This window comes from Rhizobium sp. LARHSG275, assembly GCF_052871115.1.
On the sequence record NZ_JBIXJN010000005.1, the window covers coordinates 39,340 to 64,828 of the forward strand.

Annotated in this window: 22 protein-coding genes and 1 pseudogene; 7 read left to right on the forward strand and 16 right to left on the reverse strand. The window is 61.3% G+C overall.

All coding sequences use genetic code 11. The features are described from left to right. Nucleotides 1–2: 2 nt before the first annotated feature. Nucleotides 3–1,073, forward strand: a complete 1,071-nt coding sequence (locus ACIPSK_RS07350) for an FAD-binding oxidoreductase (protein ID WP_170276036.1) — start codon at nt 3–5, stop codon at nt 1,071–1,073. A gap of 53 nt (nt 1,074–1,126) precedes the next feature. On the opposite strand, the gene ACIPSK_RS07355 is transcribed toward ACIPSK_RS07350, so the two are convergent. The 10 genes and pseudogenes from ACIPSK_RS07355 to ACIPSK_RS07400 all read right to left on the reverse strand — a co-directional run bounded on the left by ACIPSK_RS07355 (nt 1,127) and on the right by ACIPSK_RS07400 (nt 10,280). Continuing rightward, nucleotides 1,127–2,140, reverse strand: a complete 1,014-nt coding sequence (locus ACIPSK_RS07355) for a GlxA family transcriptional regulator (protein WP_446532758.1) — start codon at nt 2,138–2,140, stop codon at nt 1,127–1,129. A 31-nt stretch (nt 2,141–2,171) separates the two neighbouring features. Continuing rightward, nucleotides 2,172–2,309: pseudogene (locus tag ACIPSK_RS07360) on the reverse strand (proline racemase family protein); the annotation flags it as partial. Between the two features lie 93 nt (nt 2,310–2,402). Beyond that, entirely contained in the window at nt 2,403–2,975 is a 573-nt protein-coding gene (gene gfa, locus ACIPSK_RS07365; protein ID WP_170259552.1) for an S-(hydroxymethyl)glutathione synthase, read from the reverse strand. Nucleotides 2,976–3,029: 54 nt separating this feature from the next. After that, nucleotides 3,030–3,866 (reverse strand): S-formylglutathione hydrolase, encoded by an 837-nt coding sequence (fghA, locus tag ACIPSK_RS07370; protein WP_446532759.1) that lies wholly within the window; start codon nt 3,864–3,866, stop codon nt 3,030–3,032. A gap of 3 nt (nt 3,867–3,869) precedes the next feature. Next, nucleotides 3,870–4,997, reverse strand: a complete 1,128-nt coding sequence (locus tag ACIPSK_RS07375; protein WP_162116239.1) for an S-(hydroxymethyl)glutathione dehydrogenase/class III alcohol dehydrogenase — start codon at nt 4,995–4,997, stop codon at nt 3,870–3,872. Nucleotides 4,998–5,145: 148 nt separating this feature from the next. Beyond that, entirely contained in the window at nt 5,146–5,841 is a 696-nt protein-coding gene (locus ACIPSK_RS07380; RefSeq protein WP_162116238.1) for a dimethylsulfonioproprionate lyase family protein, read from the reverse strand. Between the two features lie 14 nt (nt 5,842–5,855). Beyond that, nucleotides 5,856–6,785, reverse strand: coding sequence for an electron transfer flavoprotein subunit alpha/FixB family protein (locus ACIPSK_RS07385; protein WP_446532760.1), 930 nt, complete (start codon nt 6,783–6,785; stop codon nt 5,856–5,858). Between the two features lie 25 nt (nt 6,786–6,810). Further along, the gene (locus tag ACIPSK_RS07390; protein ID WP_446532761.1) at nt 6,811–7,560 is read right to left on the reverse strand and encodes an electron transfer flavoprotein subunit beta/FixA family protein; all 750 of its coding nucleotides are present in this window, start codon (nt 7,558–7,560) and stop codon (nt 6,811–6,813) included. Between the two features lie 34 nt (nt 7,561–7,594). Continuing rightward, on the reverse strand, nt 7,595–8,197 hold the full coding sequence (locus tag ACIPSK_RS07395; protein ID WP_446532906.1) for a dimethylsulfoniopropionate lyase: 603 nt from the start codon (nt 8,195–8,197) through the stop codon (nt 7,595–7,597). 46 nt (nt 8,198–8,243) lie between these two features. Continuing rightward, nucleotides 8,244–10,280 carry an oxidoreductase gene (locus tag ACIPSK_RS07400; RefSeq protein ID WP_446532762.1) on the reverse strand — a complete coding sequence of 679 codons (2,037 nt, stop codon included), beginning with the start codon at nt 10,278–10,280 and terminating at the stop codon, nt 8,244–8,246. A gap of 146 nt (nt 10,281–10,426) precedes the next feature. Between ACIPSK_RS07400 and ACIPSK_RS07405 the strand changes: the two genes are divergently transcribed. The 6 genes from ACIPSK_RS07405 to ACIPSK_RS07430 all read left to right on the forward strand — a co-directional run bounded on the left by ACIPSK_RS07405 (nt 10,427) and on the right by ACIPSK_RS07430 (nt 17,205). After that, nucleotides 10,427–11,056, forward strand: coding sequence for a TetR/AcrR family transcriptional regulator (locus tag ACIPSK_RS07405; protein WP_017967580.1), 630 nt, complete (start codon nt 10,427–10,429; stop codon nt 11,054–11,056). An 11-nt stretch (nt 11,057–11,067) separates the two neighbouring features. Further along, on the forward strand, nt 11,068–11,862 hold the full coding sequence (locus ACIPSK_RS07410) for a pyrroline-5-carboxylate reductase family protein (protein WP_446532763.1): 795 nt from the start codon (nt 11,068–11,070) through the stop codon (nt 11,860–11,862). A gap of 67 nt (nt 11,863–11,929) precedes the next feature. After that, complete coding sequence (locus tag ACIPSK_RS07415; RefSeq protein WP_017967582.1) at nt 11,930–12,931, forward strand: ABC transporter substrate-binding protein; 1,002 nt, start codon at nt 11,930–11,932, stop codon at nt 12,929–12,931. Nucleotides 12,932–13,137: 206 nt separating this feature from the next. Further along, nucleotides 13,138–14,025, forward strand: coding sequence for an ABC transporter permease (locus ACIPSK_RS07420; protein ID WP_017967583.1), 888 nt, complete (start codon nt 13,138–13,140; stop codon nt 14,023–14,025). Continuing rightward, nucleotides 14,018–15,097: a quaternary amine ABC transporter ATP-binding protein gene (locus ACIPSK_RS07425; RefSeq protein WP_162116231.1), complete on the forward strand. Its 1,080-nt coding sequence runs from the start codon at nt 14,018–14,020 to the stop codon at nt 15,095–15,097. The genes ACIPSK_RS07420 and ACIPSK_RS07425 overlap by 8 nt, the downstream gene beginning before the upstream one ends. Nucleotides 15,098–16,203: 1,106 nt before the next feature. Next, a complete protein-coding gene (locus ACIPSK_RS07430; RefSeq protein ID WP_446532764.1) occupies nt 16,204–17,205 on the forward strand; it encodes an AraC family transcriptional regulator in 1,002 nt (333 codons plus the stop codon). A gap of 51 nt (nt 17,206–17,256) precedes the next feature. On the opposite strand, the gene ACIPSK_RS07435 is transcribed toward ACIPSK_RS07430, so the two are convergent. The 6 genes from ACIPSK_RS07435 to ACIPSK_RS07460 form a co-directional block, all read right to left on the reverse strand. Further along, nucleotides 17,257–17,541: a hypothetical protein gene (locus ACIPSK_RS07435; RefSeq protein ID WP_222296143.1), complete on the reverse strand. Its 285-nt coding sequence runs from the start codon at nt 17,539–17,541 to the stop codon at nt 17,257–17,259. Further along, entirely contained in the window at nt 17,538–19,832 is a 2,295-nt protein-coding gene (locus tag ACIPSK_RS07440) for an FdhF/YdeP family oxidoreductase (protein WP_446532765.1), read from the reverse strand. Before ACIPSK_RS07440 ends, ACIPSK_RS07435 begins: the two co-directional genes overlap by 4 nt. Before the next feature lie 81 nt (nt 19,833–19,913). Continuing rightward, complete coding sequence (locus tag ACIPSK_RS07445; RefSeq protein ID WP_446532766.1) at nt 19,914–21,842, reverse strand: diguanylate cyclase; 1,929 nt, start codon at nt 21,840–21,842, stop codon at nt 19,914–19,916. Between the two features lie 181 nt (nt 21,843–22,023). Beyond that, on the reverse strand, nt 22,024–23,463 hold the full coding sequence (locus ACIPSK_RS07450; protein ID WP_446532767.1) for a coniferyl aldehyde dehydrogenase: 1,440 nt from the start codon (nt 23,461–23,463) through the stop codon (nt 22,024–22,026). Nucleotides 23,464–23,484: 21 nt separating this feature from the next. Beyond that, nucleotides 23,485–24,591 carry an NAD(P)-dependent alcohol dehydrogenase gene (locus tag ACIPSK_RS07455; protein ID WP_446532768.1) on the reverse strand — a complete coding sequence of 369 codons (1,107 nt, stop codon included), beginning with the start codon at nt 24,589–24,591 and terminating at the stop codon, nt 23,485–23,487. A 56-nt stretch (nt 24,592–24,647) separates the two neighbouring features. Then, a complete protein-coding gene (locus ACIPSK_RS07460; protein ID WP_446532907.1) occupies nt 24,648–25,472 on the reverse strand; it encodes a p-hydroxycinnamoyl CoA hydratase/lyase in 825 nt (274 codons plus the stop codon). Nucleotides 25,473–25,489 lie beyond the last annotated feature (17 nt).

Sequence of the window (25,489 nt, forward strand, 5' to 3'; positions counted from 1 at the left end):
AGATGCCCGTAGCCAGGGCCGCCCTTCACGACGTCTGGAACCCGGAAGAAGACGACGCGCTCGTCTGCCTTGACGTCCAGCAGGAGACCCATGACGTCAAGACCTTCACCTTCGCTTCGCGCGACGGCAAGCGGTTCGCGTTCAAGGCCGGCCAGTATTTTCTGTTCGACCTGGAACACAATGGAGAGGCTGAAAACAGGTGCTACAGCATCTCCTCCTCGCCGCATCGGACGAACGCTTTCTCCGTGACGGTGAAGCGCGTGCCCGGCGGAAAGATCTCCAACTGGCTTCATGACATGCTGGTTCCCGGGGCGACCGTCAAGGCGAACGGCCCACTTGGCCATTTCGTCAGGCCCGAGCGGTCGGGACGTAAGCTTCTGCTGCTGTCGGGCGGCTCCGGCATCACCCCCGTCATGTCCATTCTGCGTGAACTCGCCGACAGCTGCGAACCCGCCGACATCGTCTTCATGCATGCAGGCCGGACGCCGCAGGACCTGATCTTTCGCGACGAACTGGCCTGCATCGCCCGCAGGCTGAAAGGCCTCCGCCTGCATTTCCTTCCCGAGACCGTGGCCGGCGAACCGTCCTGGCCCGGTCTGACCGGTCGCATTTCGAAAGACTATATCAGGCTTGCGGTTCCCGATATCGCCGAGCGGATCGTGATGTGCTGCGGCCCCGCCCCGTTCATGGCCGCCGCGCGCGGCATTGCCGCCGAACTCGGCGTGCCCGCCTCGAACTATCTGGAGGAAAGCTTCGACGCAGCGGTCATCGACGAACCGGAAATCCCTGCGGTTCAGGAGGCATCTGCCAAAGTCTTTCAGGTCACTTTCTCGAAGCAGGCCCGCAGCATCGAGGTAACAGGCGACCAGAGCGTGCTCTCATGCGCGAAGAAGTCAGGTGTCAGGATCCCGTCGTCCTGCGCGAATGGCGTCTGCGGCACCTGCAAGTCGAAGCTTACGTCAGGCACGGTCGATATGAACCACAATGGCGGAATCCGCCAGAGGGAAATCGACGCCGGCTTCTTCCTGCCCTGCTGCTCGAAGCCGCTCAGCGACCTGGTCATCGAGCGCTGAGCGGCGGGTACCGCACCACCCGAGGCCTACTTAGATGTTGCGGGATTGCGCGTTCAGTGCGCTCTCAAAGCTGCCGCGCGATGCTGCGACGGCGTCTGCCCGAATGTGCGCTTGAAGGTTCTGGTGAACTGCGAGGCGTTTTCAAAGCCGACATCCAGCGCGATCTCGATCATTGGCGCCTTCGATTGGGCAAGGATCGATTTCGCCCGCTCCATACGAACACGACTATAGGCCTTGGCAGGAGACATGCCGGTCTTGTCGATGAAGATTCTCTCCAACTGCCGTCGCGAGAGTCCAACCGTGCCGGCAAGCTTCTCGATCGACATGCTGCCGTCGACGAACTGCTCCATCGTGATCATCGCCGCCTTGACGCGGGCGTCGTCATAATCGTCGTAAAGCGGACGCCGGGGCTGGACGTCCGCAGGGGCGCGGGCTCTCTCGATCTGCAGCACCTCCAGCGCGTTTCGTTCGGCGTCGCGGCTGATGTATTTCCTGACCAACAGCGCCGCCATGTCGGCTGAACTGCTGCCGCCGGCGCAAGACCCACGCTGGCGGTCGAGATTGAAGAGCCGGTCGGAACGAACGCTGAGGTCGGGAAACCGCTCCCGGAACTCCTTGTAGTGCAGCCAGCTCACACAGGAGTCATGCCGCTTCATCAGGCCGGCCGCAGCGAGAATGAACGAGCCCGTGCACACGCCGATCAGCGGCACCTTCTTGGCGTCCGCCTGCTTGAGAAAAGCGATGGTCGCCTGGTCGACAGGGTTTTCCACTGTCAGCAGGCCGCCGACAACGACGATGTAATCGAAGCGTGACGGATCGACGAAATCGGACGTCGGAGCGACCTGGACACCGCAGCTCGCGGTGATCAGATGCCGCGTGCTGCCGATCACCTGCCAGTCGGCAAGGACCCTTCCGGAACGATCCTGCTCGTCGCTGGCAAGCCGCAGCGTGTCCACGAAGAGCGCGAAGGCGGATAGCGTGAACGATCGCGCCAGAACGAACCCCACCTTGAGCCGGGCAGCCGACCTCGTAGCGTCGTCTGCCTGCCGATGCTGTCCGGGTCGCATGGTCATCTCCTTGCCGTTTCTGAATGCATTCACGAATCTGAAAACCGTGCGCCAGCGGATCACGATCGTCAACGAAAATGGTGTTGTGGCCGATGACGCGCGCCCAGCCTCCGATGCTTGGAAGAATGCCGCTGTAGGGTCCAATGCGTGCTTCGGCTTGGACCCGGCCAACCTGGCCGTCGAAAAGCCGTGCGCAGCCATCCGGAATATCCCGATATCCGGATATCGCCGGGGAGCGCCGCTGCGGCGCTCCCCGATCTCGTCACGCGGCCAGGACGCCGCTCTTCTTGGCGGTCCAGGTTGCCATATAGTCCATAAGTCCCGGGTTCAGGCAGTCGTAGGGCTCGAGGCCCGATGCCTTCAGCTGCGCTCTGACGGCGTCCATCTTGGCGGGGTCGAAGCCGCTTTCGATGATCGACGACACAAAGGCCGCAAAGCCCGGCTTCGCCCAGCCGCTTTCCTGAAAGCGCTCCGGATGGACGAACGACAATCCCTGGAACGGATGTTCGCGCACGACCGGCCCATACATATGAACGCCGCATTCCTTGCAGGCGTGGCGCTGGATCAAGGCCGTGGAATCGACAATGGCGAGCTTATCGCCGTTCTCCAGGACTTCGACGCTTTCGGTCGGAGCGACCGCCACGACGGAAAAGACGGCACCGTCGGGCTTCCAGCACTTGGTGCAGCCGCAGGCGTGGTTGTGGGCGATATCACCTTTGATCCTGACCTTCACGGGATTGCTTGTGCACTTGCAGACGAGCGTCCCGCCTGCGAAAGCAGCGTCAGTCGCCCGAAAGCCTGAATCTACTGCCGGATGTATGGCTATGCTGGTCATGGGTTTCTCCTCCCCTTCTGGGCCGTTTGCGATATGCCCGGCCAAGCTCTGCAATCAGTCTCCCAATCTTCGCGCGTGCCAGCGCAGATGGTCTTCCATGAATGTCGAAATGAAGAAGTAGGAGTGGCCGTAGCCTTCCTGCATGCGAAGCCGCAGGCTGATGCCGGCCGTCTCGCAAGCTTGCCTGAGCTCGTCGGGGCGCAGTCCATCCTCCAGGAAGCTATCCGCCGTCCCCTGGTCGACGAGGAATTCGGGGAACCGGTGCCCGTCTTCGATCAGTGAGCAGGCATCATATGCCCGCCAGCGCGCTTCATCCGCTCCGAGATATTTCCGGAACGCCGGCTTTGACCAGCCGGAGACCGACGGATGGCTGATCGGCGCGAAGGCCGAGCAGCTGCCGAAGCGTTCGGGGTTCTTGAGCGCGATCGTGATCGCGCCATGTCCCCCCATCGAGTGACCGAAGATTCCCTGTCGCGTCGTGTCGACCGGAAACTCGGCTGCGATAAGCTTCGGCAATTCATCGACGATGTAGCTGTACATCCAATAGTTCTTAGCGAACGGCGGCTCGGTGGCGTCGACATAAAAGCCGGCACCTTTTCCGAACTGCCAATTGTCCGGTTCGTCCGGGACGGCGTCGCCCCGCGGGCTGGTGTCGGGGCAGACGATGATCATGCCGAGTTCCGCGGCAAGACGCCGATACTCGCCCTTGTCCATGACATTGGCGTGCGTGCAGGTCAGGCCGGAAAGGTACCATAGAACCGGCAGCTTCCGTGCTTTGGCCTGCGGCGGCAGGAATACCGCAAAGGTCATGTCGCAGTCGCAGACATCCGAGCGATTGACGTAAACGCCCTGGGTGCCGCCATGACAATTTTCGGTCGAGATCGTCTTCATCGCTCAGTACACGACCACGCCGCGGATGCTCTTGCCCGCATGCATCAGCTCGAAGCCCTTGTTGATGTCTTCGAGCGGCATGGTGTGGGTGATCATCGGATCGATCTGGATCTTGCCTTGCATGTACCAGTCGACGATCTTCGGCACATCGGTGCGGCCGCGCGCGCCGCCGAAAGCCGTGCCCATCCAGTTGCGGCCGGTCACCAGCTGGAACGGACGGGTGGAGATTTCCTGGCCGGCGCCGGCAACGCCGATGATAACCGACTTGCCCCAGCCGCGATGGCTGGCTTCCAGCGCCTGGCGCATCACCTTGGTGTTGCCGGTGCAGTCGAAGGTGTAGTCGGCGCCGCCGATCAGGTCGCCGTGGCGCTTGGTCAGGTTGACAAGGTAAGGCACGATGTCGTCACCGACCTCCTTCGGATTGACGAAGTGGGTCATGCCGAACTTTTCGCCCCAGGCCTTGCGGTCAGGGTTGATATCGACGCCGATGATCATGTCGGCACCAGCAAGCTTCAGACCCTGAAGCACGTTGAGGCCGATGCCGCCAAGGCCGAAGACGATCGCCGTGGCGCCGATCTCGACCTTGGCGGTGTTGATGACCGCGCCGATGCCAGTTGTGACGCCGCAGCCGATGTAGCAGATCTTGTCGAAGGGGGCGTCCGGGTTGACCTTGGCAAGGGCGATCTCCGGCAGCACGGTGAAGTTCGAAAAGGTCGAGCAGCCCATATAGTGATGGATCTTGTCCTTGCCGATCGAGAAGCGCGAGGTACCGTCCGGCATCACGCCCTGGCCCTGGGTCGCGCGGATCGACGTGCAGAGATTGGTCTTGCGGGAAAGGCAGGAATAGCACTCGCGGCATTCCGGGGTGTAGAGCGGAATAACGTGGTCGCCCTTCTTCACCGAAGTGACGCCGGGGCCGACATCGACGACGATGCCGGCGCCCTCATGGCCGAGAATGGCCGGGAAGAGGCCCTCGGGATCGGCGCCCGACAGGGTGAAATCGTCGGTGTGGCAGATGCCCGTCGCCTTGACCTCGACCAGCACTTCGCCGGCTCGCGGCCCCTCCAGCTGCACGGTCATCACTTCGAGCGGTTTTCCTGCCTGTGTGGCCACGGCGGCGCGAACGTCCATTTTGATATCCTTCCTGTCAAATTGAATTCTGATGCTGCATATTCGAAGGGGCCAGCTCTCGCCGATCTGCTGCTGCTTCACCGCGAGACTTCACGCTCTCGCGTTCGGCTTTTCGTTCATCTCAGGCTCGCTGTTGCCAAGGACCCTATCACCTCTCCCGCTCAATCTGGCACCAGACCGCCAGCAGCGGCCGGGCTGTGCATCTTATCGCGAAAGATTCGCCGGCGTCGTTCGCAAAGACCGTACCGACACCGCCAGAGAACCACTCGGAATCGCCAAGGCGGATTTCCCCCGGCGAAAGCAGAATGAAGGCGCGGGGCTGGGTCTGAACATGATCGGGGAATCTTGTATAACGATCCATATAGATCACGCCGACCCTGAGATCGGCGCGCTCCTCCATGCCGCCGGGACCGACCAAGACCGCATGGGAATGCGTATCGCCAAAATTCAGGCTTGCAAACGGACCGGAGCGGCCGCGTCTCCAGAGCAGCTGGTCGGCGAGGGTACGGAACTGGCTGGCGATCGCCTCGTATTTCCGTCCCGATTTCGCAAGATGGTTGATGGCGTCATCAAGCCCCTCCGGCGCGCCGGGAAGAGACCCGCCCTCCGGGCGCACCTTGCCGGTCTTGAGCAGCCTCTGGAGAACCTTGCCCGCGACGAAGCTGGCGACGGCAGGAGCCTCCGCCGACAGCATCAGGCCGCCGATGTCATTGAGAAATTCCTGCAGCGGCCGGGAGCGCCTCTCTCTGCCGATGTCGTGCAGCCGTATATATGCCGGCTTCTCGTCATCGTTGAGAAGAAGGTCGGCACCAGGTTTGATTGGACGTCCCACGACGCGCGCCACGTTCGGTCTCCCCGCTAGAGCGCCTTTTGCAATTCCGGCAGGACATCGAAGAGATCGGCGACGAGGCCATAGTCGGCGACCTGGAAGATCGGCGCCTCCTCGTCCTTGTTGATGGCAACGATCACCTTTGAATCCTTCATGCCGGCCAGATGCTGGATGGCGCCCGAAATGCCGCAGGCGATATAGAGATCAGGCGCCACCACCTTGCCGGTCTGGCCGACCTGCCAGTCGTTCGGCGCATAACCGGCATCGACCGCGGCTCTGGATGCGCCGACGGCAGCACCTAGCTTGTCGGCGAGCGGCAGGATGACCTCCCTGAACTTTTCCGCCGAACCGAGTGCACGGCCGCCGGAGATGATGATCTTCGCCGAGGTCAGCTCCGGCCGGTCGGAGGCCGACAGCGCGTCTCCGATGAAGGTGGAAAGACCCGGATCGGAAACCGCCGGGATCGCCTCGACGGTGGCCGAGCCACCCTCCGGTGCCGAGGCGAAGGATGCCGTGCGCACGGTGATCACCTTCTTGGCATCGCTCGCCTGCACCGTCTGGATGGCATTGCCGGCATAGATCGGCCGCTTGAAGGTGTCGGACGAGATCACCTCGATGATCTCCGAGACCTGGGCGACGTCGAGAAGAGCGGCCACCCGCGGCAGAACATTCTTGCCGACCGAGGTGGCAGCCGAGATGATCGTGTCGTAGCTGGCGGAGAGCGAAACGATCAGGTCGCCGAGCGGTTCGGCCAGATTGTTGGCGAGTTCGTCGCTTTCGGCGAGCAGCACTTTCGAGACGCCGGCAAGCTTGGCGGCTTGTTCGGCAGCAGGCTTGGCAGCCTTGCCGGCAACGAGAATATGAACATCGCCGCCAATCTTTGTCGCCGCCGTCAGCGCCTTGGCGGTCTGATCGGACAGGCTGGCATTGTCGTGGTCAGCCAGAAGAAGAATGGTCATGATGATGGCTCCTGTTCCAGGCTGATTACAGCACGCCGGCTTCGTTTTTGAGCTTGTCGATCAGTTCGGCGACCGACTTGACCTTGACGCCGGCCTTGCGGCCGGACGGCTCCTCGGTCTTCAAGACCTTGAGACGCGGCGTGGTGGAGACACCGAAGTCGCCGGGCGTCTTCTTGTCGAGCGGCTTCTTCTTCGCCTTCATGATATTCGGCAGCGAGGCATAGCGCGGTTCGTTCAAGCGCAGATCTGATGTGACGACCGCCGGCAGCTTGATCTCGATCGTCTGCAGGCCGCCATCGACTTCGCGGGTGACAGTTGCTTTGCCATCACCGATCTCGATCTTCGAGGCGAAGGTCGCTTGGGCAATTCCCATCAGTGCTGCCAGCATCTGGCCGGTCTGGTTGCTGTCGTCATCGATCGCCTGCTTGCCTGATATGATCAGCCCCGGCTGTTCGGCATCGGCAACAGCCTTCAAGATCTTGGCAACCGTAAGCGGCTCGATCTGATCATCGGTCTCGACCAGGATCGCCCGGTCGGCGCCCATGGCAAGGGCGGTCCTCAGCGTCTCCTCGGCCTTGGCCGGACCGATTGAGACGACCACCACTTCCTCGCACCTGCCGGCTTCCCTCAGCCGCAGCGCCTCTTCCACCGAGATCTCGTCGAACGGGTTCATCGACATCTTCACATTGGTTAGCTCGACACCCGTGCCGTCCGGCTTCACCCGGATCTTCACGTTGTAGTCGACAACCCGTTTGACTGGGACGAGTATCTTCATGGGCAACCCCCTTTTATTTCTAAACTGCTGGCCGTCAGTTCGGCCGTTCGGCAAGCAATGCCCAGAAGGCGAAGAACGGCGTGTCGAGCGACCTCATGGCATGTCGGATGCCAGGGACATTGTAGAACGACCCACCGATACCTGGCGAGAACCAGTCTCCCTCTCCTTGCTGGAACTCTCCCTCGGAAAGCACGAGATAGACTTCCTCGGGCGCATGATCATGATCCGGATAGCGCACGTGAGGCGCCATCAACGTCACACCGATCCACAGATCGCTCCGCTCTTCCAATCCTCCCGGGCCGATAATCATGGCATTGGCATGCCCATCGACAAAATTGTCGCTGGCCGTGTGGTCATACTTGCTGCGCCGATGCCATTCAAGCATTGGCTCGATGCCTTTGAACCCCTCGATCAAACGCGTCAGTGAAGGATAGGACGTATCGAAGGAAAGCGCCACATCAAGCTGAGCACACACGGGCAATCGGCTTCCCGGCCCCGCACGCGCAAGCCCCGGGCGCTCCAGCGCCGCGAAAATCGGACGGACCGAGCGGCGGGCCTCCGGGGCCTTCGCGAACTGGTCGAAAGCCACGAAAGCCGCATCCACGAAAATCTGGAGGCTTTCATTGCGTAAACTCATATCATCACCTCCAGAGACGATCGGCGGCAAGCGATCCGCTCTGGGATCAGATATCTTTCGCGATGCGCAGCCCGTCATAGACGGCCGCATGCGTGTTGCGTGCGGCGACCGCATCGCCGATCCGGAACAGCTGGAACTTGCCATCAGGATTGCGAATGACGGACTGAGGTTCTCCGGAAAGAAGCTGGTCGTGCGACATCTCGCCGAGATTGCTCGAGCTGGGTTTCAGTTCGAAATAGAGCTCATCGAGCGGAATGGTCCCATGATTGACGACGATCTGGTCGAAGCTGTGCTGCCTGGCAATCCCGCCGTAATCGCTGCCGATATGGGCGACGAGCTGGTTGCCGCTCTTCTCGACGGCCTCCAGACGATAGGTGACGGTGAAGGTCACGTCGTGCTTCTGCAGGGACCGCATATAGGGCACGAGATTCATGGCCATGACCTCGGGCGCGAAGGACCGGTCCGGCGTCATGATCTCGACCTTGGCGCCTGCCTGGGCGAGGAACTCCGCTGCCTGAAGGCCGGCATGGTCGCCGGCGTCGTCGAAGATCAGCACGTTGGTTCCAGGCTTCACGTCGCCGGAGATGATGTCCCATGACGAGACCACCAGCTCGTTGCCGCTGGCGAGAACCTCGGTATGCGGCAGGCCCCCGGTCGCGATAATGACGACATCGGGATTCTCGGCTCCGATAGTGTCCGCTTCCGCCCAGGTGTTGAAGTGGAAGGTGACGTCGTATTTCTCGCACTGGCTCATGCGCCAGTCGATGATGCTGATCATCTCCCTGCGGCGCTCGCTTTGGGCGGTGAGGCGGATCTGACCGCCGGGATTGTTCGCCGCTTCGAAAACCACGACCTGGTGGCCGCGTTCTCCGGCGACGCGCGCCGCTTCCAGACCGGCCGGGCCGGCGCCGACGATGACGACCTTTTTCCTGGCGTCGGCTTTTGCCACGATATGCGGCATGGTCAGTTCGCGGCCGGTGGCGGCATTGTGGATACAGAAGGCGGCTCCGCCCTGGTAGATGCGATCGAGACAGTAGTTGGCACCGACGCAGGGACGAATATCGTCTTCGCGCTTTTCGATGATCTTGCGGACGATATGCGGGTCGGTCATGTGGGCGCGGGTCATGCCGACCATATCGACCTTGCCGGAGGCGATCGCGTGGCGCGCGGTGGCGACGTCAGGGATTTTCGCCGCATGGAAGGTCGGGAAATCGGTTGCTGCGCGAATTTCGCCGGCAAAATCCAGATGCGGTGAATTCGCCATGCCCTGGATCGGGATCACGTCGGTCAGACCCGCATCGGTATCGATGTGACCGCGGATCACGTTGAGGTAATCGATCAGGCCGCTTGCCTTCAGGCGCTTGGAAATTTCGATCCCGTCGCCCTTGCCGGTACCGCCGGGAAGACATTCGTCTGCGGTATAGCGCACGCCCAGAATGAAGTCGTTCCCCACCCTTTGCCGGATCGCCTTGAAGACGTCGAAGCAGAAGCGCAAACGGTTGTCGAGCGAGCCGCCATAGGGACCATCGAGCTCGTTGGTGAGCGGCGACGTGAACTGATCGATCAGGTGGCCGTAGGCTTCCAGTTCGACACCGTCCATGCCGCCTGCCTTCATGCGCTCGGCAGCGTCGGCGAAATCCCTGATGATGCGCTCGATGTCCCAATCTTCCATCTTCTTCGGGAAGGAGCGGTGGGAGGCCTCGCGATGATGCGATGGCGCCACGACCGGCAGCCAGTCGCCCTTGTCCCAGCGCGTGCGCCGGCCGAGATGAGTGAGCTGGATCATGATCGCCGCACCCTCTTCATGCACGGCGTCGGTCATTTCCCTGATCCAGGGCACGATCTCGTCTTTGTAGGCGAGCAGGTTGTTGAACACCGGCGGACTGTCCCTGGAAACCGCGGCCGAGCCAGCCGTCATCGTCAAGGCCACACCGCCCTTTGCCCGCTCCACCGTATAGGCGCGATACCTCTCCTTTGGCATGCCGTCCTCCGGATAGGCCGGCTCGTGGGAGGTCACGATGATACGGTTGCGTAGCGTCAGATGCTTGAGCTGATAGGGCTGAAGAAGAGGATCGTTCGACATGGGCCGTGGTTCCGGATTAAAACATCAGAGGAGACGCTAAGCACAATGTACATATGTGTCAATATTGAAAACAGCTGGGTCGTCGATTTCGACACTGATGTACATTTTTCTTGTGCGCGGCTTGATAATCTGATAGGAGATCATCCATGGATCAGGCTCTGAATGACACAGGCTGGCGCGGATCACAGGAGGGATGGCTGGAAGCAGCGTACCATTCCCTGCTGGATTCCGGCGTGGATTCGGTGAAAATTCTGCCGCTGGCGAAGAAGCTCAACCTCTCGCGCACGAGCTTTTACTGGTTCTTCAAGGACCGGGAGGAACTGCTGGCCGGGCTCGTCGCACGGTGGCGCGACAAAAACACCGGCAACATCGTCAAGCAGTCCGAAGCCTATGCGGAATCGCTCGCCGAGGCGATGCTCAACGTCTTCGATTGCTGGCTCAACAATGATCTGTTCGACGCCAGGTTCGAATTTGCCGTGCGCAGCTGGGCGCTGCAGTCCGACGAGATTCTTGCCGAGGTCCGGCAAGCCGATCAGCTCCGGCTCGATGCGCTCAAGCGGATGTTTATCCGGTTCGGGCTACCAGAAGCGACATCGGATGTCCGAGCGCGAACAACGTACCTCGTGCAGATCGGGTACATCTCTATGCAAGCCAAGGAGGAACTCGCCGTCCGCATGAAACGGATTCCCGAATATATCGCGATCTACACCGGCGAAGTGCCGCAGCAGAGGGAGCTCGATCGCTTCTTCGCCCGGCATGGCTATAGGCCGGGTTAGGGAAGGCCGGGATGAGCGTTTCCTTGAGGATCGGGATCATTGGCGGCGGTGGTTGGCTTGGCGGCGCAATCGCCGGCTCGATCCTTGATGCCGTCCTGGTCGAACCTCGAAATCTCTCCCTCTCCTATCGCAGTGAGCAGCCGCGCCGCTTCCCGAATTCATTCCTGACCACCGACAATCAGGCGCTTGCCGACCTTTCGGACGTGATCATTCTTTCCGTCCGCCCTGATGACTGGCATGCTCTTGATGTCGATGCCGGTGGCAAGCTGGTCATCTCGGTCATGGCGGGCATCCGCCTGGGCGCACTTTCCGAGCGCCACAACACCGGCCGCGTCGTCCGCGCTTTGCCGAACGCCGCCGCCGAAGTGGCCAAATCCTATACGCCGTGGATTGGCGCGAGCAATGTCACCGAAGACGACCGGGCGCTCGTCCGCGCGATTTTTCAGGCATGCGGATCTGAGGACGAAGTCGCGGGGGAAAGCGACATCGATTACCTCACCGGCCTTTCCGGGTCCGGGCCGGCTTTCCCGGCGCTGCTTGCCGCCGCCATGATGCGCGACGCTGTCGCAAACGGCCTGCCGGCGGAGATTGCGCGCCGCGCCGTCAACACGGTGATCACGGGCGCCGGCCGCCTGCTGGAGCGCCGCGACGAATGTCCCGATGACGTGGTTCAAACCTTTGTCGGCTATCGCGGCACCACTGCGGCAGCCATCGAAGCCATGCGCGCTGCCGGGTTCGACGCTTCGGTCGCGAAGGGACTATCGGCGGCATTCAAGAAATCGGTGAGTATGGGAGAGGCTTCCTGACAACCGTTGGAGCGGGTCCTGCGGCGCCCCGCTTAGTAAAACCGGCCGCTAAACAGAGGGAACGAGAATGAAAAAACTACTCGCATCGACATGTCTGACGTTCGGCCTGATTGGCGGGGCGTCTTTCGCCAGCGCCGCCGAATGCGGCACTGTCACCATCGCCAGCATGAACTGGCAGAGTGCGGAGGTTCTCTCCAACCTCGACAAGTTCATCCTGAACGAAGGTTATGGCTGCCAAGCGGAAATCACCGTCGGCGATACCGTTCCGACGATTACCTCGATGGCCGAAAAGGGCCAGCCTGATATCGCGCCGGAAGCCTGGATCGACCTGCTGCCCGACGTCGTCAAGAAGGGAACGGAAGAAGGCCGGATCGTCCAGGTCGGCTCTCCGTTACCCGATGGCGGCGTGCAGGGCTGGTGGATTCCCAAATATCTGGCCGACGCCCATCCCGACATCAAGACCATCGGCGACGTGCTGAAGCATCCAGAACTCTTCCCCGCTCCCGAGGATCCGAAGAAGGGCGCGATCTACAACGGACCGCAGGGCTGGGGCGGCACCGTGGTGACCACGCAGCTCTACAAGGCCTTCGAAGCCGACAAGGCCGGCTTCACCCTCGTCGATACCGGCTCGGCTGCCGGCCTCGATGGTTCGATCTCCAAGGCTTATGAACGCAAGGAAGGCTGGGCCGGCTACTACTGGGCGCCGACCGCGCTGCTCGGCAAGTATCAGATGGTCAAGCTGGAAGCCGGCGTGCCGAACGACCCCGCCGAATGGAAGCGCTGCAATACCGTCGCCGACTGCCCCGATCCGAAGCCGAACGCATGGCCGGTCGACAAGATCGTCACCCTCGTTGCAAAGCCTTTCTCGGAAAAGGCCGGGCCCGAGGTGATGGACTATCTGGCGAAGCGCTCCTGGAGCAATGAAACGGTCAACAAGCTGATGGCCTGGATGACCGACAACCAGGCGACCGGCGAGGACGGTGCCAAGCACTTCCTCAAAGAAAACAAGGACCTCTGGACCAAGTGGGTTTCGCCTGAGGCTGCCACCAAGGTCGAAGCTGCGCTCTAAACAAGATGATTTTAGGCCGGATCGGCCTAAAATCTGAATCCTGCTCTAAGTTAAATAGTCAGAGCATGATGTCTGCGAAAACCGCTCACAGTTTTCGGCATCATGCTCTAACGCCGACTACCGCGGTGCGCTTGATGCGCACCGCCTCTCGCTGCCGATAAAATCAAAAAGACTGCCACGGCTCTTTGAAGAAAAAGGGGAACCGAATGGAATGGTTTTATAAATTCCCGCATATGGATGACGATGCCCTTCGCAATCTGAAGAAGGCGATCGATGACGGCTTTCGCGCATTTACCCGCAGCTATGGCGACGCGATCGAAAACCTCTTCTCCCCGCTGCAGCATTTCCTGATCGCCGCCGACCGCTTCATGACGCAGACGCCGTGGCCGATCATTACGGCAATCATCCTTGTCATCGCATGGTTTGCGAGCCGCAGCCTGAAGATCGTCCTCGGCTGTCTCGTGACACTGCTGCTGATCGGCTATTTCGACATGTGGGACGATACGATGCGGACGGTGTCGATGATCTTCGTCTGTACCGTGCTCTCCATCGCCATCGGCATCCCGATGGGGATATTGATGGCGCGTTCCGACCGGCTGCAGCGCGTTATCAATCCGATCCTCGACGTCATGCAGACCATGCCGAGCTTCGTCTATCTCATCCCTGTCGTCATGCTGCTCGGCATCGGCAAGGTGCCGGGACTGATCGCCGTCGTCATCTACGCCATTCCGCCGATGATAAGGCTGACCGACCTCGGCATCCGCTTGGTCGACAAGGACGTGCTCGAGGCCGCCGATGCCTTCGGAACATCGAGCGCGCAGAAGCTGTTCAAGGTCCAGCTGCCGCTGGCGCTTCCCACCATCATGGCCGGCATCAACCAGACCATCATGATGGCGCTCGCCATGGTGGTCGTTGCCTCGATGATCGGCGTCCAGGGGCTTGGCCAGCCGGTTCTGAAGGCCATCGCCAACCAGTACTTCACCCTGGGTATTTTCAACGGCCTTGCCATTGTCGGCATTGCCATCATCTTCGACCGGGTCAGCCAGGCGTATGGCAAGCGGCTCCAGAAGCATCGGGAGATCGTCCATGGCTGATCAACGTTTCGGCGGCATCAAGATCCGCCACCTCTACAAGATCTTCGGTCCCAACCCTGCCGCTCATGTCGATGCCGTGCAGAAAGGATTGTCGAAGACCGAGCTCAACGCAAAGCACGGCCACGTGCTCGGCCTGAAAGATATCAATCTCGAGATACCCTCGGGCCGCATCCAGGTCATCATGGGCCTTTCCGGTTCGGGCAAGTCGACGCTCATCCGCCACATCAATCGCCTGATCGATCCAACCGCCGGCGAAGTGCTTGTCGACGGCGTCGACGTGGTGAAAATGAACGAGACCGAATTGCGGGCGTTTCGCCGGCATCAGACGGCCATGGTGTTTCAGAAGTTTGCGCTTCTGCCGCACCGCAATGTTCTCGACAATACCATCTTCGGCCTCGAAGTGCAGGGCATGGAGCGCTCGAAGGCCGCCGACGTCGCCATGGGCTGGCTGGAGCGGGTTGGCTTGAAGGGCTTCGAGAGCAAATATCCCAACCAGCTATCGGGCGGCATGCAGCAGCGCGTCGGGCTGGCACGAGCCCTCTCGAATGATGCGCCGGTTCTGCTGATGGACGAAGCCTATTCGGCGCTCGACCCTTTGATCCGCACGGATATGCAGACGGTCCTTCTCGACATTCAGAAGGAGATCAAGAAGACCATCGTCTTCATCACCCACGATCTCGACGAAGCCCTTCGCCTGGGTGACCAGATTGCGATCCTGCGCGATGGCGAAGTCATCCAGCAAGGCACCAGCCAGGACATCGTTCTGCGTCCGGCCGACGCCTACATCGCCAACTTCGTCAAGGAGGTCAATCGAGGTCGGGTCATCCAGGTCGACGCCGTCATGACGCCCTTGCATTCCGGTGCAGTGCCAGGCGGATTGACGATTGCATCAGGAACGACCGTCGAAGAGGCCGTCCGGATGCTGGCATCGGCGCAGGACAACGATGCGAGGGTGATTTCGCCATCCGGGGAAGCATTGGGCCTTGTCACCTTCCGCCAGCTCGCGGGTGCGATGGTGAACTCGCAGGAGGTGGCTCCCCAACGCGATAGCGCCCTCTCGATCGCGCTCTGAAGCTGCGCTTGCGGCTGTCTCTCCGTTTCGTTGGCGACACCGATATCTGGCAGGTCGCCATCTCCGGAACCTGGAGTCGGCCGTCTGATGATTGGGGCTGAACGAGGGCTGGCGCGGCTGCGCAACCGCCTGGAAGCTCGCTGAAGATGAGCAACTGATGACGATTCTCTCGCCCGATCCCTTCCGAGCGCGGCGGCCGGCAGGCCGCTCCGCGGAAGATGCGGCTTAAGGCGAGTGCTTGCGTATACACTTTGCGCAGGAGCAGTCCAGACTGCGTAGCGAAAAGCCGATCGGGCGACAATATCGGCGCCTGACAATTGCTCCGTGGCTGGAGAATAATAAGATCATTCCTGACCAAGACCATGATGGTTTGCGGTCTCTAAGCCAAAAGGCCCGTCCATCCGTCGCCCCCAGAAGGATGGAAGGGATTATACATACGCACCCCATCCCGTGCGTATGCTTGCATGCCTGTCAGCCTGCCGAAGGCTCCTTAAACGGTCCACTATAAAACCTTCGGCAGGCGACTGCGCGGCTCTCGGATGGGAATTCCTACAAACTTCAGATGATGAGCGCGTCTCGGCAAGGTCGCGGCAGTTGAACCTGAGGCGTGGCGGCCATAGCTGCAAAATCGCGTCTTCAGCGTAATCGATTTACCGGCGGACTGCCGTCATAACCGGCAGCGCAAATCTTGCCAATCGCCGCACGTTCTGTCAGTTCCTGCCGTCTCGCAAAAACATCTGAGCTCTGCCGGAGCAATCGATAATGCAGTTAAAGGGTTGGTTTTTTTGACGCTTGCCACGCCCGAATTCGGGCTGGATCGGCTGCCGAAAGCCGCTGATCCGAGACCGACCACGCGGAAATCCACCTGCTCGGCGGCAAGCCGCTTCACTATAAGTTACAATCGTCTAATATACAGGCGAGTTCCGCCCATCCACACCGTCTGCTGGCCCTGATGAAGTCCCGCGACGGCGCATGCATGACGACCGGCAAGACTGGCAGAGGTAGGCGCGCCGATCCGGCGCCCGCGCGGATCGCGCATCACACTGGCATCTCAGAGCGGTCAAGAAGGGCATGTCGAAACAGCCACATCGAACAATGGGAGCAGCATGACAGAAAATAGCACTGCCCCATTCTCATTTCGATTTAGCGGTTCGTCCTTCGACAACATGGTCGAAACGCTGGGGGGTGCTTTTGGCGCGTTTGATGCCGAGCCTGTCGGCCGCGCCCAGGACTTCCATTGGGGACTGGATTTCTCCGTCTGTGACAAGGCCGTTCTGCTGACGGGTTATCATGAGGCGGAGTTTCAGTTCAATATCGAGCCGACCGTCGATACGTCGGAGTATCTGTCGATTGTCGTGCCGCGCAGCGGCGGCATGGGGGTAACCTATGGATCGTCCCGCATTGCCGAGGCCGGGCAAGGAAAATTGCTTCTCTATAACAATTTCGAACCCGACAGCGTCATCATGCATGGGCAAGCGAACGTCATCGACGAGTTGCTGATCAACTGGCCTGTCATCCTCCAGACGATCGGCCAGACATTCGAGATGCCGTTCAGCGGCTCCCTCGACCTACTGCCGGAACTGGATCTGTCCAAGCCCGCCGGGCGGTTGATCGGCAACCTCACGGAAACGATTATCTTAGGCATGCGCGACGATGGCCCCTTGCTGCAGTCGCCGATCGCAATGGCGCATATGACGCAAGCGCTGGCCGATCTGGTCGTGCGCCTGGTGCCGCACCGGCTGTCGCATTTCCTGGAGAATGGCCCGTCCCTGATCGCCCCCCGGCACGTCCGCAGGGCGATCGAATTCATGCACGCCAATATCGATCAGCCGATCACCATGCTGAAGGTGGCCGAAGCGGCCGGCGTATCCAGCCGGGCGCTCGAAACCGGTTTTCGTGCATTCAGAGGAACCTCTCCCGCCGCCTATCTGCTGACGCTTCGGCTGCGCGCCGCGCGCCAGGATCTCATCGATCCCGAGAGCAAGGAGACCATGAAGGCCATCTGCCTCAAATGGGGCTTCTTTCATTTCGGCCGGTTTTCCGCAGTCTATAAAACCACATACGGAGAATACCCCTCCGACACCAGGAAGCGCCTGATCGGTCGATAATGGCCTCAGCTTGCGGCGAGTACGCAGATGGCCGGCGCTGACACAGTGTAATTACGTCTCGTCCCGCGGCGGCAACATGTAATGCACTCTCATCGTCCTCGGATCCCGCTTCACGATCTGCAGCAGGCCTTCGCGCTCCGCCAGGCCGTTGAGTTCCCTGAGCACGAGAGAATGCGCGATCCCCAGCTTGCGCGCAAAGGCGCGACTGTCACGGGCAATCCCGAGTTCCGCGGCGACAAGGAGACCGGCCTGTATGGATGTCAGCCTGATATCCCTCTCTTGCGCCGCAGCGACGAGAACGAGAAAGCGATCGGCGTCGGAAACCTCCTCGCTCACGCAGCTTTTCGCCTACGGAAAGAAACCATGATGGATTTCGAGGTCGGCGTATCGCTTTCCCGACCGGAGCTGCCGAGCGGCACGAGCACGTTCAGTTCGGGGTAGTAACCCGCTATGCTTCCTCGCGGAATGTCATAGGGCACAAAGCGGAAATTCTCAGCGATGCGCTCGATACCGTCATCATGCTCGCCGATCACGTCGACCCGGTCACCGGCCTTGGCATTCATCGCCGTCAGGTCGGCCGGATGAATGAAGATGACCTGCCGCTCCCCGTAGACGCCGCGGTATCGGTCATCGAGACCATAGACGGTCGTATTGTATTGATCGTGTGACCGGAACGTCTGCAGGGCGAAACGCCCCTCGCCCTTTCGCGCCCGCTGATGCACCGTCTCGTCGGGAAGCGCCTCCGAAGAGAATGATGCCTTGCCCGCCGGCGTATCCCACTCTCGATGGGCAGCCGGGTTGCGCAGGTGGAAACCGCGCGGCTTGCGCAGGCGCGTATTGTAATTTTCGAAGCCTGGGATGGTCGCCTCGATATGATCGCGGATGCGGTCGTGGTTGTCGGCAAGCTCTGCCCAGTCGACCACGGCGGAGCCGACCGTCGCCTGTGCAATGCCGGCAATGATGGCGACTTCCGAGAGCAGATGCGGCGAGGCCGGACGATTGATACCGGCGGAACCATGCACCATGCTCATCGAATCCTCGACGCTTATGAGCTGTGAGTTGCCCGCCGCGTTCAGATCCATCTCGGTGCGTCCGAGGCACGGCAGGATGAACGCCGTCTCACCGGGCATCAGATGCGAATGATTGGGTTTGGTCGCGATATGCACCGTCAGCTTCAGCCGCCGCAGTGCCTTTTCAACGAGTGCGCTGTCGGGCGTGGCGCGCGCGAAATTGCCGCCAAGCCCGATGAAGGCTTCCGCCGAGCCGTCGAGCATTGCTCCGATCGCGGCAAGGACATTGTGGCCATGTTCGCGGGGAACGGTAAAGCGGAACTGCTTCTCCAGCGCATCGAGAAAATCGTCCGCTGGCTGTTCGTTGATGCCGACGGTGCGGTCACCCTGCACGTTGGAATGGCCGCGAACCGGGCAAAGGCCAGCCCCCGGCCGGCCGATATTGCCGCGCAGGAACATGAAATTGGCGATCTCGCGGATCGTCGCAACGGAATGCAGATGCTGGGTCACGCCCATCGCCCAGGTGCAGATGACCCGCTCTGCGTTGATGTAGACATCAGCCGCCCGTTCGATCTCCTGCCGGCTCAGTCCCGATTGGTCCTCGATCTCTGCCCAGCTCGTCGCCTCGACCGCTGCCCGGTATTCTGCAAAACCCTCGCAGTGTTCGGCAAGAAATGCATGGTCGAGAACGGAGGGCAGGCCGGCGGCGAGGGCTGCTTCTTCCGCGCTCAGCACGGCCTTCGCCATCCCGCGCACCGCGGCCATGTCGCCGCCGAGTTGCGGCTGCAGATAAAGGCTGGCGATATCGGTCGAACCGCCGCGCAGCATTTCGACCTTGTCCTGCGGGTCGGAGAAGCGCTCCAGCCCACGTTCGCGGATGGGATTGAAGACGACGACGCGCGCGCCGCGGATCGCCGCCCGGCGCAAGTCGCCGAGCATCCTCGGATGGTTGGTGCCCGGGTTCTGTCCGATCACGAAGATCGCGTCGGCCTCTTCGAAATCCTCCAGCAGAACGGTACCCTTGCCCGCACCGACCGCCTGGCGCATGGCGATGCCGCTTGCCTCGTGGCACATATTGGAGCAATCGGGAAAATTGTTGGTGCCGTAGACGCGCACGAACAGTTGGTAGAGGAAGGCGGCCTCGTTGCTCGCCCGGCCCGACGTGTAGAATTCCGCCCGGTTGGGATTATCGAGGCCGGTCAGAATGCTGCCGATCTCGGCAAAAGCATCCTCCCACGCGACCGGCAGGTAACGGTCGCTCGCCGCATCGTAGCGCATCGGATGGGTCAGGCGGCCGTTGAGTTCCAGTTCATAGTCCGTCAGCTGGCGAAGCTGCGATACCGTATTGTCAGCAAAGAAGGCAGGCGTTGCCCGTTTCTCCGTTGCCTCCCAGGCGACGGCCTTTACGCCGTTCTCGCAGAACTCGAATGACGATCCGTGCTCCGGATCGCCCCAGGCGCAGCCCGGGCAATCGAACCCATCCGGCTGGTTCGCCTTCAGCATCGTCCGCGCCCCTGAAATGGGCATGCCGCTTTGCAGCAACTGCTTGCCGCAGCTCTTCAAAGCGCCCCAGCCGCCGGCTGCCGCCGATTTTTTACCAATGAATTTTATGTCCATGCGCCCTTATTGTCGAAGCGGCGGAAACATCAAGGCCAGATGATCGATGGTTCGATAGGAAAAACCTATCAAGGATTCGGTCTAACCGACGTCCTTCATGGCATGCCGGTCGTCGGGCGAATGGGCCAGGATGCGATTGCGGCCTTGGGTCTTGGCGTCGTAGAGCGCGGCATCGGCCTCGGTTAGGAGGCGGTTCGGGTTGACCCTCAAGGTGGCTCCCGTCGCGCAGGATATGCCGATGCTGGCGGTCACCCGGCCGAATTCACTGCCGGAATGAACGATATTCTCCTGGCTGAGGAGACGCGCGAATTGCTCGGCAACGATCATCGCCCCTTTCGCACTGGTTGCGGGGAGCAGAACCACGAATTCCTCTCCGCCGTAGCGCGCGACGATATCTGCCGGGCGGCTTACGGACTGGCGCAGGCACTGGCTGACGACACGCAGGCATCGGTCTCCGGCGGGATGACCATAGGTGTCGTTATAGGCCTTGAAGCGGTCGATATCGACCATCAGGAGGCTGAACGGCGTGTTTTTCCTGGCGCTGCCAGCGGTCTCGCGCGCGAAAGCTTCGTCGAAGGCCCGTCGGTTGACCATGCCGGTGAGCCCATCGGTCTCAGCCAGGGACTTCAGCTGCTCCGCCGACAGCCTGAGGGCGATTTCCGCCTGCTTCGTCGCCGTGATGTCTGAGACAACGGCCATCGCCGTGCCGTCTTCCGCTAACCTTGTCCGGATGCTGCGCCAATTACCGTTGTGAAGCTGAACCTCTTCGTCCTTGTTGCTGTGCAACGTAGCACTGACGGACCTGATCCACTCTTCGCGGTCATTATCCGGGATACCCGTGCGCTCGCCGGTTTCGGCAACGCGGCGAAGGATGTCGCTGATATGAGCGCCAACCACGCGGGCGTCTCCGGATAGCGGAAAGGCGGCGCGATACTGGTCGTTGCAAAAAACGAGAAAACCCTTGCTGTCGTACATGGCGATGCCATCGGACATGCCGGCCATCGCATGTGACAGCAAGTTCTTGCTATTGCGCAATTCCCGCTCCAGAGCAGTCCGCTCCGTCACGTCACGCGTGACGCCGGCAAGGCCGATCACCCGTCCCTGCCTATCCTTCAGCGGCACCTTGGAGGCGAGCAGGTATCTGTCTTCGACACGCTCGACGGAGTCGATCAGGGGCACTCCGGTGTCCATGACCTGCTGTTCGAGATAATAAAATTCTTCGGCGCGCGGCCGCGAGATAAGATTGAAATCCGACAATCCGGTCATCTCCGCCGTGGTTCTGAAACGAAAAAGGCGGATCATATTTTCATTGACGGTGATGAACCGGCTGTTTCTGTCCTTCACGTAGAGATAGTCGGGCGACTGCGAAAACGCGGTCACCAAGATGCTCCGCTCCAGCTCCCATTGCTGCGTCTTCAACAGAACGAAACCACACAGCACCGTCGCCATGCAATTCAATACCGTCATCGGCAGACCGATGATGGCCAGCACGCGGGCGTGCACCAGGGTGGGAAGCACCGCCATCAATACAATAAGCGCGGCGCCGAGCGCGAGGCTCAGCATCGCAACGTCCATAAGCTCGGGAGATCTCTTCCGGATCCAGACATTGGCAGCCAGGCCGATACCGGTCGCGACAGCAATTGCGATCAGGCCATCGATCATTGCCGTGCCGCCGACACAGAAGCGGAAGACCATTGCCAGCGACGCCGCAAAACCCGCCGCGATCGGTCCGCCAAACATACCTGCCAAAGCAAGCGGCGAGAAGCGCATGTCGATATAAATGCCCGGATTGACTTCGACGGCCAGCAATATGGATCCGATGGAAGCGCAGCCGGCGACAATTCCGAAGGCGATTTTTTCCTGTGTGACCGAACGACGCTGAAATTGGATCGAGAAATGCGCCCAGAGCGAAATCGCCAGGCACACGAATGACAGGTTGCCACCGAATTGCGTCCAGATGCCATTCACTGCGTTGGATCCACCTTCCAATACGTCATCCGAACCAATCATAAGGCAATACTGGTTTGAGCTTCGTTAAGTCGCAGACCCGTCAGGCTATATTCGTCAGCGGTTGCGTCTCCAGGCCGGTCGGCAGCAATGCGACGACAGGAAAGCGGCGACTACTGCGACGACCGCAGGCCCGTCCCATGCCGTCAGCAGCCGAGGCTGCGCATCGTCCGCCGCTTCTCTTCTACTTGCAGATCGCCGCCGCCAAGAAGCCGCGCATCGCCTCGCCATAAGGCGGCCGCATCATGTATTCCGCTTCCACCATCCTGCTCTGGTGATAGACGGCGCGCGGATGCGAGAAGGCGAGGAAGCCGAACTTGCCGTGATAGGCGCCCATGCCCGAATGGCCGACGCCGCCGAAGGGCAGGCCTTCCGCCGTGACGTGGCTCATGCAGTCGTTGACCGTCACCCCGCCGGAGGTCGTATTGTCGAGGACGCGGGCCTCCTCCTGCTGATCCTGGCTGAAGTAATAGAGAGCGAGCGGGCGCGGCCTGGCATTGATACGATCGATGACGTCGGCGATATCGCGATAGGGAAGGACCGGCAGCACGGGTCCGAAGATTTCCTCCTGCTGCACGCGCATCTCTTCCGTCGGATCGAGGATCAGGGTCGGAGGCATGCGGTGGGCCGACTGCTGGGAGAAATTCTCTGCCGCCGGATTGATCTCGACGATCCTCGCGCCATTAGCCCGGGCATCGTCGATCAGGCCCTGGATGCGGGCGTGATGGCGGGCATTGACGATCGAAGTGTAATCAGGGTTTTCCTTCAGCGCCGGATACATCGCGCCGACCGCCGCGACCGCATGCGCGGCGAAGGCCTCGACACTTTCCTCGGGCACATAGACATGATCAGGTGCAAGGCAGATCTGGCCGGCATTCAGCGTCTTGACGGTCATGACGCGCCGCGCCGCGTCGGCGAGATCGGCCGAGCGGCCGATGATGACGGGCGACTTGCCGCCGAGCTCGAGCGTCAGCGGCGTCAGGTTTTCCGCCGCCGCGCGCATGACGTGATGGGCGATCGCGGTTCCGCCGGTGAAGATCAGATGGTCGAAGGCAAGTGATGTAAAGGCCGTGCCCGTGGCCGGTCCGCCCTGAACGACTGATATTTCCGTTTCGTCGAAAGCGCCGGCAATAAGGTCCGCCATCAAGGCGGCCGAGGCCGGCGTCACCTCCGACGGCTTGATCATGGCGCGGTTGCCGGCAGCGAGAATGCCGGCAAGCGGCGCAAGGGCGAGCTGATAGGGGAAATTCCACGGGCTGAGGATTCCGACAACCCCCTTCGGCTGATAAACCACTTCGGCCACCGCGTCCGGGAATAATGCCTCGTGCTGCTCGGGCTTCAGCCATTCGGCGAGATGGGCCTTGGCATATTTGAGCGAACCGACGCAGGTAAAGACGTCGAGAAGCAGGCTCGCCTCGACACTGCGGCTGCCGAAATCCTCCGACAGGGCAGCGGCGATCGCATCCTTACGGTCGACGAGAAGGGCGATGACGCGGTCGATGCGATCGAGGCGGGTGTCGATGCTCGGCGGCCCTTCCCTCAGGAAAGACGCCCTTTGCCGCTCCAGCATCGCCTTCATGACATCGGGGCTGGTATCGGTGGCGATTGGGGTGACGGTGTTCATTGTTTCCTCCCTTGAACGGTGTCAGACGGCCGGCTGGCGCACGACCGGTTTCAGCACGATGCCCTTTTCCGAATCCTCCACCGCCTGGTTGATGTCGGCGAAATCATAGAAGGTGATCAGCCTGTCGAAGGGGAAGCGGCCCTGCCGATGCAGGTCGATCAACAACGGGATCAGCACGTCGGGATTGGAATCGCCCTCGACGATGCCGCGGACCCGCCGCCCGCCGGACAGGATATGGGTGAGGTCGAGCGTCAGTGTCGCGCCATGGGGCGAGGCCCCGACGATGCCGCAGGTGCCGCGCGGCGCCAGCACCCGCACGCACTGGTCGATGACGGCGGGCACGCCGGAGGCATCGATCGAATAATCGACGCCGGCGCCGGTCAGCGCCATGATCGCGGCAACCGGATCGGTCGCCTTGCCGTTGACGATGTCGGTCGCGCCGAGTTCCGCCGCGAGTGCCAGCCGCGTCTCGTTGACGTCGACGGCGATGATCCGTGAAGCGCCGACGATCCGCGCCGCCATCACCGCGGCAAGACCGACGGAGCCCATGCCGAAAACCGCGAGCACTTTTCCCGGTTCGACCTTCAGCGCGTTCATGACCGCGCCGGCGCCGGTCTGGATGCCGCAGGCGAGCGGCCCGAGCAGCGCCAGATCCACATGCTCAGGCACCTTCACGATATTTCGCTCATGGCACAGCGCGTGGCTGGCGAAGGAGGATTGCCCGAAAATATTGCCGTGAACCCGCTCTCCCTCGTATGAGAGCCCGCTCGAACCATCGGCGCGCGCACCGAAGAAATTGCGCGGGAAGAATTCGTGGCAATAGGTCTCCTCATGATCGTTGCAGCTCGGGCAGTGACCGCAGGAATTGAAGGTCATGACCACGTGATCGCCGGGCCTGACCTTGGTAACGCCCGGCCCGACACGCTCGACGATGCCGGCGCCTTCATGGCCGAGCACGACCGGCTGCGGCACCGGCAGATGCTGGTCGCGCATGACGATATCGGTGTGGCAAACCCCTGTTGCCACGACACGAACCAGGATTTCACCCTCGCGCGGCTCCTCCAGATCGAGCCTTTCCAGCGAAAACGGCGTATGGGGCGCACGCGCCACCGCGGCATGGATCTTCATTGCTTTCCTCCTCCAGATGATCGGCTCGCGAACGGACCAGCGAACCGGGCTCGCCCTCAGCGGCCGCGCTTGTAAGCGCCGAGCCCCGGCTGATAGGTCTTGTCGTCGAGGAACTGCTTCAGCCCCTCGTCGCGCCCCTTGGTCTTGTCGAGAAACAGCATCTGTTCCAGCTTGGCGTAGATGTAATCGTCGGCAAGATCCCAGGGCAGGTCGCGCACGCGCTTGTAGGTGTCCTTGGCGGCCTTCAGCGTCACCGGGTTCTTTTCGAGTAGGCTGGCGCAGATCTTGCGGACCCGGGTTTCCAGCTCCGCCAGCGGCACGGCCTCGTTGACGAGACCCATTTCCGCGGCCTTGCGCCCGCCGAACAGTTCGCCGGTCATGATGTAATAGAGAGCGTCACGATGGCGCATCACTTCGGCGACCGCGCGGGTGACGTTGCCGCCCGGCAGAATGCCCCAGTTGATCTCGGAAAGGCCGAAATTCGCCTCCTCGGCAGCGATGGCGAGATCGCAGGAAACGAGCGGCGTGAAGGCGCCGCCGAAGCACCAGCCGTTGACCATGGCGATCGTCGGCTTTTCGAAATACATCAGCCGGCTCCACCAGCCGCCGGATTGGCGCCGCGCCTTCAGCGTCGCGCTGCGAGGCTTGTCGTCATTGTCGCGGAAATATTCCTTCAGATCCATGCCGGCCGACCAGGATTCGCCGGCGCCGCGCAGGACGAGGACGCCGCAGCGTTCGTCGCCCTCGAGCTCGTCGAGCACCTCGAGCATCCGAGCATTCAGGGCCGGATTCATCGCATTGCGCTTTTCCGGGCGGTTGAGGGTGACGAAGGCGATGCCGTTATCGAATTCGACCAGAACCGGCGATTGCCTGTCAGTCATGTTCTCTTCAGTCATGA

Bases quoted from the DNA above. Each gene is read 5' to 3' on its own strand.
- ACIPSK_RS07350 (WP_170276036.1), top strand. From the start codon at position 3: ATGCCCGTAGCCAGGGCCGCCCTTCACGACGTCTGGAACCCGGAAGAA.
- ACIPSK_RS07355 (WP_446532758.1), bottom strand. From the start codon at position 2,140: ATGCGACCCGGACAGCATCGGCAGGCAGACGACGCTACGAGGTCGGCT.
- gfa (WP_170259552.1), bottom strand. From the start codon at position 2,975: ATGACCAGCATAGCCATACATCCGGCAGTAGATTCAGGCTTTCGGGCG.
- fghA (WP_446532759.1), bottom strand. From the start codon at position 3,866: ATGAAGACGATCTCGACCGAAAATTGTCATGGCGGCACCCAGGGCGTT.
- ACIPSK_RS07375 (WP_162116239.1), bottom strand. From the start codon at position 4,997: ATGGACGTTCGCGCCGCCGTGGCCACACAGGCAGGAAAACCGCTCGAA.
- ACIPSK_RS07385 (WP_446532760.1), bottom strand. From the start codon at position 6,785: ATGACCATTCTTCTTCTGGCTGACCACGACAATGCCAGCCTGTCCGAT.
- ACIPSK_RS07390 (WP_446532761.1), bottom strand. From the start codon at position 7,560: ATGAAGATACTCGTCCCAGTCAAACGGGTTGTCGACTACAACGTGAAG.
- ACIPSK_RS07395 (WP_446532906.1), bottom strand. From the start codon at position 8,197: ATGAGTTTACGCAATGAAAGCCTCCAGATTTTCGTGGATGCGGCTTTC.
- ACIPSK_RS07400 (WP_446532762.1), bottom strand. From the start codon at position 10,280: ATGTCGAACGATCCTCTTCTTCAGCCCTATCAGCTCAAGCATCTGACG.
- ACIPSK_RS07405 (WP_017967580.1), top strand. From the start codon at position 10,427: ATGGATCAGGCTCTGAATGACACAGGCTGGCGCGGATCACAGGAGGGA.
- ACIPSK_RS07410 (WP_446532763.1), top strand. From the start codon at position 11,068: ATGAGCGTTTCCTTGAGGATCGGGATCATTGGCGGCGGTGGTTGGCTT.
- ACIPSK_RS07415 (WP_017967582.1), top strand. From the start codon at position 11,930: ATGAAAAAACTACTCGCATCGACATGTCTGACGTTCGGCCTGATTGGC.
- ACIPSK_RS07420 (WP_017967583.1), top strand. From the start codon at position 13,138: ATGGAATGGTTTTATAAATTCCCGCATATGGATGACGATGCCCTTCGC.
- ACIPSK_RS07425 (WP_162116231.1), top strand. From the start codon at position 14,018: ATGGCTGATCAACGTTTCGGCGGCATCAAGATCCGCCACCTCTACAAG.
- ACIPSK_RS07430 (WP_446532764.1), top strand. From the start codon at position 16,204: ATGACAGAAAATAGCACTGCCCCATTCTCATTTCGATTTAGCGGTTCG.
- ACIPSK_RS07440 (WP_446532765.1), bottom strand. From the start codon at position 19,832: ATGGACATAAAATTCATTGGTAAAAAATCGGCGGCAGCCGGCGGCTGG.
- ACIPSK_RS07445 (WP_446532766.1), bottom strand. From the start codon at position 21,842: ATGATTGGTTCGGATGACGTATTGGAAGGTGGATCCAACGCAGTGAAT.
- ACIPSK_RS07450 (WP_446532767.1), bottom strand. From the start codon at position 23,463: ATGAACACCGTCACCCCAATCGCCACCGATACCAGCCCCGATGTCATG.
- ACIPSK_RS07455 (WP_446532768.1), bottom strand. From the start codon at position 24,591: ATGAAGATCCATGCCGCGGTGGCGCGTGCGCCCCATACGCCGTTTTCG.
- ACIPSK_RS07460 (WP_446532907.1), bottom strand. From the start codon at position 25,472: ATGACTGACAGGCAATCGCCGGTTCTGGTCGAATTCGATAACGGCATC.